Source organism: Streptomyces sp. WMMB 714 (assembly GCF_900090125.1).
In the GTDB taxonomy this organism is placed as follows: domain Bacteria; phylum Actinomycetota; class Actinomycetes; order Streptomycetales; family Streptomycetaceae; genus Streptomyces; species Streptomyces daqingensis.
This window is the reverse complement of the sequence record NZ_FMHJ01000004.1, coordinates 352,104-365,463: the sequence shown is the minus strand read 5'-3', so window position 1 is coordinate 365,463 and position 13,360 is coordinate 352,104. Positions and strand designations below refer to the sequence as shown.

The window sequence follows — 13,360 nt, the reverse complement described above, 5'->3', positions numbered from 1 at the left end:
AGTTACCGCTTAGTACGCCAGAGCGAGCCGCGCAGCCGCACGCATGCTCGCCCGCAGGTCCGAGGAGCCCGCATGCAACTCGCCGCGATCGTCGTTTCGCTGGTGCTGACCGTGGTCGGTATCGCACTGCTCGCGCGCGCCGTCGCGCAGATCTTCCGCTTCGTCCGGCTCGGGCAGCCGGTGCCCGCGGGCACGCGCACGGATGATCCGGGCGGACGCACGCGCACGCTCGCCCGCGAGTTCGTCGGCCACACCCGCATGAACCGCTGGGGCGTCGTCGGCGTCGCGCACTGGTTCGTCGCCGTCGGCTTCCTCACCCTGGGGCTGACGATCGTCAACGCCTACGGGCAGCTGTTCCGGGCGGACTGGATGCTGCCGGTCGTCGGCGGCTGGCTGCCGTACGAGATGTACACCGAGTTCATCGGCGCCATGACGACGCTCGGCATCCTCGTGCTGATCGGCATCCGGCTCGCGAGCCTGCCCTCGCGGGCCGGCCGCAAGTCGCGGTTCGCGGGGTCGAAGGCGTGGCAGGCGTACTTCGTCGAGTACGTCATCCTCACCATCGGCGTGGCCATCCTCGTACTGCGGGCCCTGGAGGGCGCGCTGCACCACGTGTCCGGCTACGAGGCCTCGTACTTCGTGTCGTACCCGCTCGTCGCCGCCTTCGACGGTCTCAGCACCGGCACGCTGCAGAACCTGGTCTACCTCTTCGCCATGATCAAGCTCAGCGTGACGATGATCTGGGCGATCACCATCGGGCTCAACACCAACATGGGCGTGGCCTGGCACCGCTTCCTCGCCTTCCCCAACATCTGGTTCAAGAGGAACGCCGACGGCGGCACCGCGCTGGGCGAGCTGAAGCCGATGGTCTCCGGCGGCAAGGAGATCGACTTCGAGACGGCCCTCGACGACGACAACGAGGAAGAGGTCCGCTTCGGCGCCTCCCAGGTCGAGGACTTCTCCTGGAAGGGCATCCTCGACTTCTCGACCTGCACCGAGTGCGGCCGCTGCCAGTCGCAGTGCCCCGCCTGGAACACCGGCAAGCCGCTCTCGCCCAAGCTGCTGATCATGTCGCTGCGCGACCACGCGCACGCCAAGGCCCCCTACCTCCTCGCCGGCGGCGGCAAGACGATGGAGGGCGAGGAGAAGGCGTCCGAGGAGCAGCTGAAGGACGTCCCGCAGTCCGCGCTGGCGGAGGCCGAGCGTCCGCTGATCGGCACCGCCGAGGAGGGCGGCGTCATCGACCCGGACGTGCTGTGGTCGTGCACCACGTGCGGCGCGTGCGTCGAGCAGTGCCCCGTCGACATCGAGCACATCGACCACATCGTCGACATGCGCCGCTACCAGGTGATGATCGAGAGCTCCTTCCCGAGCGAGGCCGGGACGATGCTCAAGAACCTGGAGAAGAAGGGCAACCCCTGGGGCATGGCGAAGAAGCAGCGCCTTGCGTGGACGAAGGAGCTGGCCGAGGAGACCGGCTTCGAGGTGCCCGTCGTCGGCAAGACCGTCGAGGACCTCACCGAGGTCGACTACCTGTACTGGGTGGGCTGCGCCGGCGCCCTGGAGGACCGGGCCAAGAAGACCACGAAGGCGTTCGCGGAGCTGCTGCACATCGCCGGCGTCAACTTCGCGATCATGGGCGGCGACGAGAAGTGCACCGGCGACTCACCGCGCCGCCTCGGCAACGAGTTCCTCTTCCAGCAGCTCGGTGAGGAGAACGTCGCCACCCTCAACGCCGCGTTCGGCGAGTCCGACCCGGAGGAGGAGGGCGGCGAGGGCGTCACGGTCGAGAAGTCGAAGAAGAAGATCGTCGCGACCTGCCCCCACTGCTTCAACACCCTCGCCAACGAGTACCCGCAGCTCGGCGGGCACTACGAGGTCATCCACCACACCCAGCTCCTCCAGCACCTCGTCGACGAGGGCAGGCTCGTCCCCGTCACCCCGGTCGAGGGCCTGATCACGTACCACGACCCCTGCTACCTGGGCCGCCACAACCAGGTCTACACGCCCCCGCGCGAGATCATCGGCAAGGTGCCGGGGCTGCGGAACGAGGAGATGCACCGCCACAAGGAGCGCGGCTTCTGCTGCGGCGCCGGCGGCGCCCGCATGTGGATGGAGGAGCGCATCGGCAAGCGCATCAACAACGAGCGCGTCGACGAGGCACTCTCCCTGAACCCCGACATCGTCTCGACGGCGTGCCCCTTCTGCCTCGTCATGCTGACGGACTCCGTCAACGGCAAGAAGAACGACAAGGCGGCGAAGGAGGACCTGCGGGTCGTGGACGTCGCGCAGCTGCTCCTGGACTCGGTGAAGACACCCGGAGAGCCGTCCGGCGAAAAGGAACCGGAGGAGGAGACGGAGCCCGAGCCCGCGAAGTGACCCTGCGCGCAGGGTTCTTCCGGAGCCGCGCGGGCAACGCGCCGGAAGCCTCGCGCAAGGGGCTTCCGGCGGGGCTCTGAACGGAGCCCGGACAGAGCCGTGACGGAGCTTGTCGTCCTGCACGGCAAGCTCCGTTTCGCATGCGGCAAGGTCCGTTCGTATTCAGTCACTTAATGTTCTTCACAGGTCAATCCCCTTCGGGGGATACCCATCGGGCCTCCTGCCGCTTAGCCTCGCTGACCAGCGACAGCCATAGCGGCGCGGTGAAGGAGGCGACCCGGGTGCCGGACGGCGGCGAGGAGATGGCGGGGAACCGCCCTGTCCCCGAGCGGCGGAAGGTGCTCTCCGCCCCCGTACGCCACCGCGCCGGCGGACCGGGAGCCGAAGCCCGGACGCCCGGGCGCCGCTCGGCGCGGCCCTTACGCACGTACGGGCCTGACAACAGCAGACCACCGGAGACCATGCGGGACGCAGACGGCGGCGCGACGACCACGGCAGGGGCCACGACCACGGCCCGGCCCGTGCGCCACGTCCACGGCCGGCCCGCATGCAGCACGGGCTCGGGGCGGACTCGTTCCGTTCACTGGACCTCAGCGTCGGGGAGATGACGGATGCTGACCAATGAGCGCCTGTGCCGCCTGCACTTCACCTCACGAGACCTCCCACGCATCCGGATCGAGGTCGAGGAGTGCGCGGCGGCCGCGGGCCTGGGGGAACCACGCAGAGGTGAATTCGTGGTCGCCGTCGACGCGGTGGCGACGAACGCGGTCGAACACGCCGGAGGCACAGGGCGGTTGGTGCTGCGTCACCTCGACGGCGAGCTGGAGTGCCAGGTGGAGGACTCCGGGCCGGGCTTCTCCGAGGACGTCATCCCGGAGCTGGCACCCGGCGTCGCCGGGGCCACCGCCGGACGCGGCCTGTGGCTGGCCAAGCTCGTCACGGACCGGCTCACGGTCGAACCCGCCGGGCCGGGCTGCGGCGCGGTGGTGACGCTGGCGGTGCGCCTGCCGGGCGGCTGAGTCCGGCCGACCGCCCGTCAGCCCGCGTCGGCGAAGCCGTAGGGGAGAGCCCTACGGGTTGTACCGGAACGGCCACAATGCCGTCCTCAATCCTCCTCGCCCGGCCTGACGGCTGCGGGGACAAGGTACGTTCGACGACGTGGCTGGTTTCAGGATCGGACGCGGCCGGGGCTCCCGGAACGCGCAGCAGCAAGGGCAGAACCGCGGACCTCAGGGGCAGCCGGGACAGGCGCCCCCCGGCCCGGGGCCGTACGGGCAGCGCCCGCCGCAGCAGTGGCCGGGCCGGCCGGGCAGCCATGGCGAACCCGAGTACCTGGGTGAGCCGCACGGCTCGCCGCCGCCCTACGGCTCGCAGGCCCCGTACGGACAGGGCGCGCAGTTCGGGCCCGGCCCGTACGCCGGAGGCCCCTCGCACGGACGGCCCCCGCAAGGCCCCGGCGGGCACCGGCACGGGAGCGACCCGTACACGGACAGCCCGGGCCACACCCGCTCCTTCACCGTCCCGGACCCGTACGCCCCCGGCGGCGCCTACGCCGGCGAGGGCCCCGGCGCCCCCGACCGGCATGCGCCGCCCCCCGGTCCGCGGCTCCACTGGAAGGAGCTGCTGAGCGGCATCGTCCTGCGGCCCAACGCCACCTTCTGGCGGATGCGGGACCACGCCGTGTGGCTCCCCGCGATCGTCGTCACCGCGCTCTACGGGATGCTCGCGCCGTTCAGCCTCGGCGAGGACACCCGCGAGGATCTCACCAGCAACACGATCGCGACCGCGGCGCCGAGCGTCCTGGGCGCGGCCGTCGCCTTCGTGGTCTTCGGGCTGATCCTCGGGTCGGTGACCCACACGCTCGCCCGGCAGTTCGGAGGCACGGGCACATGGGCGCCCACCGCCGGCCTGTCGATGCTGATCATGTCCCTCACGGACGCACCGCGGGTCCTCGCCGCCCTGTTCCTCGGCGGTGAGCACACGGTGTCGCAGGCGGTCGGCTGGATCACCTGGATCGCGGGCGGGGCTCTCCTGACGTCCATGGTCAGCCGTTCGCACGACCTCCCCTGGCCTCGTGCCCTGGGAGTGTCCGCGGTGCAGCTGCTGGCACTGCTGGTGCTGATCAAGCTCGGCAACTTCTGAGGCCGCTTCTGAGGCCGCGGGGGACGCGTCCCACCGCGGTACACGGGGGCGCGGTGACGTCGGCCGCGCCCCGCTTGCTGTCCGGCCCGTACGTCCGCCGCGGCGACGGCCACCCCTCCGGCTGACCGGCGACGGCCGATACGGGCCTCGCGTCCGGCTACCCCTCGCGCCGCCGGCCGTCCTCGCCGCCGTCCCTGCCCGTCCTCTTGAAACGCGGGCCGCCAGCGCGCGGATGCGGATGTTCCGGTCCCGCGTGCTCCGCGCCCTCGCCCTCCGGCGGGTTGCCCGGGTGGAAGGTGTCGTAGCGGTGGGTGACGATGCTCTGCTGGTGCCGCACGTTCAGCAGGTGGATCATGAGTGCCGTCAGTGCGATGAGCAGCACGATGACCCCGACGGTCACGAGGATGTCCATAGCTGTCGCTCCTCTCGCGCTGCCGGCGGCGACGGCCCGGCGCACCCGGCGGTGGCCGGCCGGACCCAACCGGCGACGAGGACGGCTCGGAAGCCTGTGGACGACGTATTCTCAGTATCTTCAGCCTACGCCGCCCCGGCGGCCGGGGCTGGTCGCAGGGCGAGCGCAGAGGGGGCGTGGGCGTGACGGAGGTGTTTCTGCGACGGCTCAGCCGATGGCAGGCCGACAGGGAACGGGACGCGGTCGCCGACCTGTACGTCGAGGCCTACAAGGGGATGCCGAGCGAGGAGTTCCACGACCGTGAGGAGTACCTGCGGCGCCTCGGCGAGCACGTTCAGCGCTCCGGTTTCGAACTCGTGATCGCCAGCGCCGGCGGCCGCCTGGTGGGCAGCGTCTACGGCTACCAGGCCGACCGCACGGACGAGTGGTGGCACGGCCTGCACGGTGAACTCCCCGGCGAACTGGTCGAACTCACCGCGGCCGGGCGGGCGTTCGTGATGACGGAGCTGATGGTCCTGCCGTCCGGCCGCCGCTCCCGCGTCGCCACCCGGCTCCAGGAGCATCTGCTGAGCCGCTCGGGAATCAGCCTCGCCGTCACCCTGATCGACCAGGACAACGCACCCGCCCGGGGCGCGCTGCAATCCTGGTCCTGGCAGAACCTCGGAAAGATCACACCCCCTTCCGGCGGCCCGCCCCGCGAGGCCTGGACCCGGCGCCTCGGCCGATAGGCGGGTTCGCGGTGGGTCGCTCCCCGGTGGGAGCGGGGCTTCCGAGCGGGGTGCTGCCGATGGCGGGTACGACGGCCGCGTCTCCGTCCGGCTCCCGGCTCAGGCGTCGAGGACCTGGCCGTCACGTTGCACGACAGGCGGGTCGACACTCCACGGGAAGTTGATCCACCTGTCCGTGCGCTTCCACACGTACTCGCACTTCACCACCGACTGCGGCTTCTCGTAGATCACCGCGCTGCGCACCTCGGCGACGTGCTCCGCGCAGAAGTCCTGCACCAGCTTCAAGGTGCGGCCGGTGTCCGCGACGTCGTCCGCGATGAGCACCTTCTTGCGGCTCAGATCGACGACGTTCGGTACGGGCGGAAGCATCACCGGCATGTCCAGCGTCTGACCGACGCCGGTGTAGAACTCCACGTTCATGACATGGAGGTTCTTCACGTCCAGCGCGTAACCGAGGCCGCCGGCGACGAAGAGTCCCCCGCGCGCGATGGACAGCACGATGTCCGGGTCGTACGAGTCGTCGGCCACGGCCCGGGCCAACTCCCGTACAGCCTGGCCGAAGAGGGAGTACGTCAGATTTTCCCGCTCGTCGTCACTCATCTCGCGCCTGCCTCTCGGCTGTCTGTGTCTGACGGCCGTTGCCCGTGCGGCAGCGCCGTCAGACCTGCGTGCGGTGGAACTTCAGATACGAGCGCGACGGGGTCGGCCCGCGCTGACCCTGGTAGCGGGAACCGTGCAGCGCCGAACCGTACGGGTGCTCCGCGGGCGACGTCAGGCGGAACATGCACAGCTGCCCGATCTTCATGCCGGGCCACAGCTTTATCGGCAGCGTGGCCACGTTCGACAGCTCCAGCGTCACGTGACCGGAGAAGCCGGGGTCGATGAACCCCGCAGTCGAATGCGTCAGCAGCCCCAGCCGCCCGAGGGAACTCTTGCCCTCCAGGCGCGACGCGATGTCGTCCGGCAAGGAGACGACCTCGTACGTCGACGCGAGCACGAACTCACCGGGGTGCAGGATGAACGGCTCGTCGCCCTCCGCCTCGATCAGCCGCGTCAGATCGGACTGCTCGACGGCAGGATCGATATGGGGGTACCGGTGATTCTCGAACACCCGGAAGTAGCGGTCCAGACGGACATCGATGCTCGACGGCTGCACCATCGTGGCGTCGTACGGCTCGATCCGCACCCGGCCACTGTCGATCTCGGCGCGAATGTCCTTGTCAGAGAGAAGCACGGGCTGAGACTACGCGCACGACGAGGGGCCGGCCCAATCGGACCGGCCCCTCGACCGCACGCGGGCTTCGTACCTGCGGGGGTTGGTGCGCGCGGGCGCCGACTTCGTGCGCGCGGACAGCCTGCTCATGCGCGGGCCGGCCGCAGGCACGGCCGCGGCGCTACCGCCCGTACGGCCCCGGCCGCCCGGATCCTCGCCCAGGGCGCGAAGCGGCCCCGTCCCCGCGAGCCTGCCCGGGCGCCGCGGGCGGGGGCACAGCAACCGGGGGAGAGACGGGCACCGCCTGCCGCAACCGCGCACAACGCGGACATCGCAGCAGCCGGCCGCGCCCGATGCGGTCCTCCCCCAGGTTCTGCATCGGGAACGTCGAGGTACTGAACACGTGGCCCTCGGCACACTGAACGACGGTGTCCTCCATCGCTCTCCTCTCCCCAACTCGTGGACGACCAAAGCCACATTAGGGGATCAAGCCGACAGCCCTCCGAGGAGGGCGCCCCGCCTCACGCTACGCCCCAACTCCCTTGCGCCGCAGGCCCCGGCCCCCGTCCCGGAGCAGCAAAAAGACCCCTTCGCCTGTGCGGCGGGGGTCATGGATGGGGTACAGTTATCGGCGTTGTAGCCGGTCACTCTCGGCTACTCGCGGGTGTAGTTTAATGGTAGAACATGAGCTTCCCAAGCTCAGAGCGCGGGTTCGATTCCCGTCACCCGCTCCAAGGAAAAAGCCCCAGGCCAGAGGCCCGGGACTTCTTTGTTGTACGGACGGTTCCAACGGTTCTAAGCGTCGCGTGCCAGATCCGTGCCAGAACGCTTGGCCGCCGGCTCCTGGCCCTCCCTCGCACGCTGGGCCCGTACGCGGGCGTCGATGCTGTCGGCCAGCTCGCGCTGGTGGGTGAGCGAGGAGTGCTGATAGATCAGCGCCGCGCGAACAGACGACTGTCCCATCCGGACCATGAGGTCCTTGAGCTTCGCCCCTGTGTCAGCGGCGAGGGTGTTTCCGGTGTGACGAAGATCGTAGAAGCGGAAGCCTTCCGGGAGGCCGACCTTCGCACGGGCCTTCCGCCACTTCCGCCCGAACGTCGAGCGCCGGAAAGGTGCACCCTTTTCGCCGACGAACAGCAGTCCGTCGGTCTCCTTTTCAGCGAACCATTCGATGTGCCGCTTTAGATCGGTGTGGATGAACGCGGGCAGGATCAGCGTGCGCTTGCCCGCCGTCGACTTCGGCTCTCCGGTGACCCGGCGGCCGGTTGTCAGCTCCGGTGAGGCGAGGGAGATGCGCAGCGTTCCGGCGTCCAGGTCGACGTCACCGCGGCGCAGCTCGGCCAGCTCCTCCGGGCGGAGCGTGGCGAAGGCGCCGAGGAGGACCATCAGGCGCCAACGCGGACCCATCGCATCGGCAATCGCGTAGACCTGCTCGACCGTGGCGACCGGCCGTTCCGGAGCCTTCTCCTGTCCGGCGCCCTTGATGCGACAGGGGTTGCGGCGGATCAGCTCGTCATCGACGGCAGTCTCGAGGATCGCCTTCAGGAGCCGATACGCCTTCGCCACGGTGGTCGGTGCGTCGGTCTCCGCCAGCCGCTCAGTCCGCCAGGTCCGTACGCGAGGCGCGGTGATCTCGTCCACGTCCAGCGTTCCGAAGAAAGGCACCAGGTGAAGACGGAGAAGCCGGCGGTACAGCTCCGCCGTCGTGGGACGCAGGCCGCGCTCAACAACCCACTGTCGTGCGTAGGTCTCGAAGTTGACCGCTCCCGCGTCAGGGTCCTGCCAGTCGCCACGCGTCAGGTCCGCTTCGGTCTGCGAGAGCCAGACTTCCGCGTCTGCCTTGCTCTCGAAGGTCCGATCAGCCGGGCGCATGAGCCCGTCGGGACCCGGATAGCGGGCCTGCCAGCGCCCCGAGGGCAGCTTGCGGACAGCCCCGAACCGGCGACGCTTTCCGCTCTTGTTCGCCATCAGGCAGCCGCCTTCCGGGGGCGGGAACGACGCGGACGCATCGGCTGGACAGTTCTCTCCTCGATGTAGGCGGCGAGGGCACTCTCTGGGATGCGCACGTGGCGGCCGACCTTGACGAAGGTGATGCGTCGCTCGGCAATCAGTCGGCGGGGGAACCGGGCGGTGGTGCCGAGGAGTTCGGCGACCTGGTCGACGCTGAGGTATCGGTCCGTCATCGTGCGATCTCTCCTTCCGTGCTGGTGGCCGTTGGTGTGCTGGGTTCGGCGAGCGAGGCGGATAGCCATTGCTCGATCGGATCGAGGCCGGTGCCGACGAAGGACCAGTGCGCGAGGACGAGCGTCGTCTCTTCGCGGGAACCGTTGTTGTCCACGGGCTGTGGATGGTTTTCGCCGCGTGCGATGGCGGCTTGGAGTCGGCGCCACTCGGCGCGGGCGTTGCGGAGTGCGCCGAGGGTGGTGGAGTAGCGGCGGGTCTTGGTGGAGAAGTGGCCGCGGAAGCCGAGCATGTGAGCCCAGGCCCGCAGCCGCAGTTGAGTCAAGTCCTTGCGGGCGCCGAGAGCCCAGGCGGTGCGGATCATTCGCTCGGCGTGGGGGCGGATGTCGAGCTGCGCGAGCTCGGCGACGAACTTCAGCCGGCGGTCGAGGGTTCCGGTGGCTGTCTCGGCGCCCTTGGTGGCGTACTTGGCGATGTACGCGGCCACCGTGCGATCCGTCAGCTGCTGCCCACCGTCGAAGTCCGGGCCGTGGATGGTGCGTACGTCGAGCTGGCGGCCGAAGGTGAAGGAGTGCGTACGCCCGTCGACGACGGGGCCCGCCACTCTCACCTTGTGCGTGGCGGCCTCGATGGCGTCGGTCAGCAGATCGGCCGTTGCCCAGGCCGGAGGCGAACTGTCCCCGCCCGTCGGTCCGTCGAGACGGATGACGGCGTGGAAGTGGACGGCCCCGCGCTTCTGGTACTCGGCGACCTTGGCGAAGGAGACGCGGGCGAAGTGCCGGAATGCGCGCTGTGTCAGCCCGGCCCGTTTGGCGACCTCGCGGCGCACGTAGATGGTGAAGCGCCGCCAGAGCATCCCGGCGTGCGCGTTCCACAGAACCGCGGCTTCGTAGTCGTACGTATCGGCGTCGAGCGGTGTGCCGAGTAGAGCGTCGTCTTCCTCGTGACGCTTACCGCAACGGCAGGGACGTACTGAACCGCTAGGCGAGGTGGGCCGGTTGTGGACCGGGCCGAAGCTCGGAGCGGTGAACGTCGCGAAGACCCGCGGGTGCGAGGTGACCGTCTCGGGTGTGCCTTTTCCGCCGCGGAGTCCGGCAGTGATCAGGTGGAAGGTGTCCCGGCGGTAGGTCTCCGCACAGGCCGCACAACGCGTCGTACGGCGGTTGCCGCACCTCACCAGGAGGTGACCGGCGGGCAGGTCCTGGGAGTTGAGGCGGTGCAGCTCCGCGCCGATCTCACCCGTGGCGGTGTCGACGCGATGTTCGGTCCGTTGGCCAGCGAGACGTACGGGGTGAGTGCAACCACCGAGCGTGGAGAGCTGGCGGAGGATATCGGGCAGAGACCCGGTCGAGGCGAGCGTCCCGAGTTCCTTGAGTGGAGTCGGGCTCTGGCGGGTGATGATGGTCCTTCTCCTTTCGGCTTCGGCTGGAAGGGGTCGGGCTGCCGGGGCGGTTGATGCTTGGCGGTATCGAGACCGCCCCGGTAGCCGCTCAGCGGCGGTGCTGTGAGTTCAGGAGCGAGCGCAGAACCACGGCAGCGACCGCCACGGAGATGGCTGAGACGGCGACGGCTGTCAGGAGCGCCGTGAGGACGACGCCGCCCAGGAGCACGAGGCCAATGGCGCCAGCGCTGACGGACGGAAGCGACCGACGGGGAGCCGGCGCGACCGGGGTCGACGCGTGATGCTGCGTGACGACCGGGGCAGGGCCGACGGGGGTTCCGGAAGGCGCCGGAAGCTGCGGCGTGTCGGGCAGTTGAGGGCGGAAGAGCATGGCGGTTCTCCTCTCAGTCGTGGGTGCCGTTGATGACCTGGACTCCGTTGCGGGTGCCGGAGTCGATGGCAGGGGCCAGGAAGGTGTCGGCGAGGTAGAAGCCGAAGAGGGCGATCACGACGACGAGCCATATGCGGACGCCGAGGAACTTCACGGCTCCCCAGGCGATGAGTCCAAGGACGACGACCAGGGGCAGGCTGACAGTCATGGTGGACGGGCTCCTTTCAGCGGACGGGGCAGCGGTGCGTGCGGGCGGCGAGTTCGGCGGCGGCGCGAGAGTCGTAGTCGGCGGAGAAGCCGCAGCGCGGGGCGGTGCAGGCGGCGGTGTGCTTCTCGCGGCCGCGGTTGTCGTAGGCGGTACCGACCTGGACCGGGCCGACGCGAGTCATGCGACGGAAGCGGCGGTTTAAGGACACGGCGAGTTCTCCTGTCTGGTCAGGGGAGTTGGGCGGCGATCTGTTCGGCGAGCGGCGTGGGGACGCCGAGGCGGGCACGGAGTGTGGCTGTGTCGATGCGTGCACCGGTCCGGGCCTGGTGGGCATCGGCGACCTTGCGGGCGTGAGCGACGAGGGCAGCCGGGACCGCCGGCGTAGTGCTCTCCGGCTTGGCGGGCGCCAGCGCTGGCGGTTCCTCAGCTACCGGCTCGACGGGAGCGCTGGATTCCTGCTCGGTGGTCATGACGGGCTCCGAACTCTCCGCCGCAGCAGGCTCGTTCGATCCGTGCGCGAGGAGCGTCCCGCCGAGGAAGGCCAGCGCGGGCCATCCGGCGACGAGGATGCGGAGCCAGGCGGGCACGTCGTCCAGGTCGAGAAGGCCGGCAGTTGAGATGTTCGCGCCGAGCGACGCGGCCAGGGCGACAAGGAACCAGCACCAGCCCGCAGCCTTGTCCCGTCCGGACCTCAGCCGCCGCCAGGCAGCGACCAACAGCAGGTCGACGGAGACCGGGTAGGCCCACGCCTTCCAGCCGTCCTGTCCGGCGGCCGAGGCCAGGTCGTGCAGGTGCGCGAAGGACAGCGCGGCGGCGATGACGGCTTGGATCAATACGGCGTCGACACGAGGCAGTTGAGCGCGCACGAGGTGCCTCCTTTCTGTTTCAGGCATGGGAGGGGTAGGGACGTGGCGCGAGGCGGTCACGCCAACCGGGTTGGGCGGGGAGTCAGTCGAGGACCGGGCGGGGCTTCACCAGCGAGATCGGCTGGCCGACCGAGGGCACCGGGGCGGCTGGCCGGAACGGGTCCAGAGCAGGCACGTCCGGCACCATGTGCGCGGCTTCCTGGCAGACGGCGGCAGCGTCGGCCAGGGACAGGTACGGCGTGCGGATGCGGGACCAGCCGCCGGAGGTGTCACCGGCCACGGCCAGGCCGGGCCGTTCCGGGGCGATGGCACAGACGGCCTCGACCGCCTCGGGGGCGATGTCGCCGAGCGCCATTTTTGCGGACGGTTCGTCGTTGACGCGGTGGCAGACGCGGCCGGAGAGCTGGGCACGGAGCATGGTGGCGCCCTTGCCCAGTTCAGCCCCGAAGCGCTGTCCGCACACCTCCAGGTAGATGCCAGCGGCACGGCCGAGCTGGGCGAGACGGATGAGCTGGGTGACCATCTCGTCCCGCCTCTCCTCGTCCTTCCGCGTCGCGACGAGGAAGAGTTCGGCGACCTCGTCGACGAACAACACGACCGGCACCGGCCGTTGATGCTCGGGCAATCCCCACACGTCCGAAGTGATCTCCTCGTCCGGCGTGTTCGGTGCGATGCCCTGCCGTGCCTTGATGAGGTCGTAGCGCTCCTCCATCAGCCGCACCAGCACCGGCAACAATTCCGCCGCCTCCCCCGGCTCGGTCGCCAGAGCAGACAGCCGCGGGGCGAAGGGCGCCAGCTCCACTCCGCGCTTGCAGTCGATTCCGGCGAGCGCGACCCGTTGACCAGCGAGACCGGTGACGAGGTTCCGCAGGTACATCGACTTCCCCGACAGCGTCGCGCCGAGGGTGAGCTGGTGGGGCATCGCGCGGTAGTCCCGTACGAACGCGGTCGCGTCCTCCCGCAGAGCCACAGGCACCCGGAGGAAGCCGTCACCTGCCTTGCGAGGCATCCGCACCCGGTCCAGCACGTCGAAGCCGACGAGCCGCAATTCGACGACGCCGGGCTTCACCTCGTCCACGTAGACGGCGTGAACACCCCAGGAATGCCGGAGACGCTCAGCCGAAGCCGCCACGTCCGCCGGCTCCTGCCCCGGAGCAAGCCGCAGTCTCAGCCGCATCCCGGTCGACGTCGGCCGTATCAGGCCCCGGCGAGGAGGTACCGGACGCACCTCGCGACGAGTCGTCGCGCGCGTGGCGAACACCCGCAGCCGTGACGGCGGAACCGTCAGCCCGCAAGAGTCCATGACCGACCCATACGAGCCCAACAGCCGGGCCACCGAAACCGGGAGGCCAACCGTGGACCAGTACGCGGCCGGATGCCGGGCCCGGAGGTAGGCGGCCCCGCCACCAGCAGCAGCGAGTGGGCCACCCACCTCCATCAGCGCCATCAGATCCGACAT

At 69.8% G+C, this 13,360-nt stretch carries 15 protein-coding genes and 1 tRNA gene; 5 read left to right on the top strand and 11 right to left on the bottom strand.

Annotated features, from left to right (window positions below):
- Nucleotides 1–72 precede the first annotated feature (72 nt).
- The 3 genes from H181DRAFT_RS09430 to H181DRAFT_RS09420 all read left to right on the top strand — a co-directional run bounded on the left by H181DRAFT_RS09430 (nucleotide 73) and on the right by H181DRAFT_RS09420 (nucleotide 4,521).
- Nucleotides 73–2,379 (top strand): (Fe-S)-binding protein, encoded by a 2,307-nt coding sequence (locus H181DRAFT_RS09430; protein ID WP_045863809.1) that lies wholly within the window; start codon nucleotides 73–75, stop codon nucleotides 2,377–2,379.
- Between the two features lie 611 nt (nucleotides 2,380–2,990).
- Complete coding sequence (locus H181DRAFT_RS09425) at nucleotides 2,991–3,398, top strand: ATP-binding protein (RefSeq protein ID WP_045863808.1); 408 nt, start codon at nucleotides 2,991–2,993, stop codon at nucleotides 3,396–3,398.
- 139 nt (nucleotides 3,399–3,537) lie between these two features.
- Complete coding sequence (locus tag H181DRAFT_RS09420; RefSeq protein ID WP_045863807.1) at nucleotides 3,538–4,521, top strand: Yip1 family protein; 984 nt, start codon at nucleotides 3,538–3,540, stop codon at nucleotides 4,519–4,521.
- 157 nt (nucleotides 4,522–4,678) lie between these two features.
- On the opposite strand, the gene H181DRAFT_RS09415 is transcribed toward H181DRAFT_RS09420, so the two are convergent.
- Nucleotides 4,679–4,933 carry a hypothetical protein gene (locus H181DRAFT_RS09415; protein WP_045863806.1) on the bottom strand — a complete coding sequence of 85 codons (255 nt, stop codon included), beginning with the start codon at nucleotides 4,931–4,933 and terminating at the stop codon, nucleotides 4,679–4,681.
- A 182-nt stretch (nucleotides 4,934–5,115) separates the two neighbouring features.
- Here H181DRAFT_RS09415 and H181DRAFT_RS09410 point away from each other — a divergent pair, with 182 nt between their 5' ends.
- Nucleotides 5,116–5,661 (top strand): GNAT family N-acetyltransferase, encoded by a 546-nt coding sequence (locus H181DRAFT_RS09410; protein ID WP_139131690.1) that lies wholly within the window; start codon nucleotides 5,116–5,118, stop codon nucleotides 5,659–5,661.
- 99 nt (nucleotides 5,662–5,760) lie between these two features.
- On the opposite strand, the gene H181DRAFT_RS09405 is transcribed toward H181DRAFT_RS09410, so the two are convergent.
- A complete protein-coding gene (locus tag H181DRAFT_RS09405) occupies nucleotides 5,761–6,261 on the bottom strand; it encodes a phosphoribosyltransferase (RefSeq protein ID WP_045863805.1) in 501 nt (166 codons plus the stop codon).
- Nucleotides 6,262–6,319: 58 nt separating this feature from the next.
- Complete coding sequence (dcd, locus tag H181DRAFT_RS09400; protein WP_045863804.1) at nucleotides 6,320–6,895, bottom strand: dCTP deaminase; 576 nt, start codon at nucleotides 6,893–6,895, stop codon at nucleotides 6,320–6,322.
- 639 nt (nucleotides 6,896–7,534) lie between these two features.
- Between dcd and H181DRAFT_RS09390 the strand changes: the two genes are divergently transcribed.
- A tRNA-Gly gene (locus H181DRAFT_RS09390) sits at nucleotides 7,535–7,608 on the top strand.
- 61 nt (nucleotides 7,609–7,669) lie between these two features.
- Here H181DRAFT_RS09390 and H181DRAFT_RS09385 read toward each other — a convergent pair.
- The 8 genes from H181DRAFT_RS09385 to H181DRAFT_RS09350 all read right to left on the bottom strand — a co-directional run bounded on the left by H181DRAFT_RS09385 (nucleotide 7,670) and on the right by H181DRAFT_RS09350 (nucleotide 13,360).
- A complete protein-coding gene (locus tag H181DRAFT_RS09385; protein ID WP_175439736.1) occupies nucleotides 7,670–8,842 on the bottom strand; it encodes a tyrosine-type recombinase/integrase in 1,173 nt (390 codons plus the stop codon).
- A complete protein-coding gene (locus H181DRAFT_RS09380) occupies nucleotides 8,842–9,057 on the bottom strand; it encodes an excisionase family DNA-binding protein (protein ID WP_045863802.1) in 216 nt (71 codons plus the stop codon). The genes H181DRAFT_RS09385 and H181DRAFT_RS09380 overlap by 1 nt, the downstream gene beginning before the upstream one ends.
- Complete coding sequence (locus H181DRAFT_RS09375; RefSeq protein ID WP_074467784.1) at nucleotides 9,054–10,394, bottom strand: replication initiator; 1,341 nt, start codon at nucleotides 10,392–10,394, stop codon at nucleotides 9,054–9,056. The genes H181DRAFT_RS09380 and H181DRAFT_RS09375 overlap by 4 nt, the downstream gene beginning before the upstream one ends.
- A gap of 151 nt (nucleotides 10,395–10,545) precedes the next feature.
- Nucleotides 10,546–10,827, bottom strand: a complete 282-nt coding sequence (locus H181DRAFT_RS29850; protein WP_045863799.1) for a hypothetical protein — start codon at nucleotides 10,825–10,827, stop codon at nucleotides 10,546–10,548.
- A 13-nt stretch (nucleotides 10,828–10,840) separates the two neighbouring features.
- The gene (locus H181DRAFT_RS09365; RefSeq protein WP_045863798.1) at nucleotides 10,841–11,035 is read right to left on the bottom strand and encodes a hypothetical protein; all 195 of its coding nucleotides are present in this window, start codon (nucleotides 11,033–11,035) and stop codon (nucleotides 10,841–10,843) included.
- A gap of 16 nt (nucleotides 11,036–11,051) precedes the next feature.
- The gene (locus H181DRAFT_RS09360; protein WP_045863797.1) at nucleotides 11,052–11,243 is read right to left on the bottom strand and encodes a mobile element transfer protein; all 192 of its coding nucleotides are present in this window, start codon (nucleotides 11,241–11,243) and stop codon (nucleotides 11,052–11,054) included.
- 19 nt (nucleotides 11,244–11,262) lie between these two features.
- Entirely contained in the window at nucleotides 11,263–11,901 is a 639-nt protein-coding gene (locus H181DRAFT_RS09355; RefSeq protein ID WP_045863796.1) for a DUF2637 domain-containing protein, read from the bottom strand.
- Between the two features lie 82 nt (nucleotides 11,902–11,983).
- A complete protein-coding gene (locus H181DRAFT_RS09350) occupies nucleotides 11,984–13,360 on the bottom strand; it encodes an FtsK/SpoIIIE domain-containing protein (RefSeq protein ID WP_045863795.1) in 1,377 nt (458 codons plus the stop codon).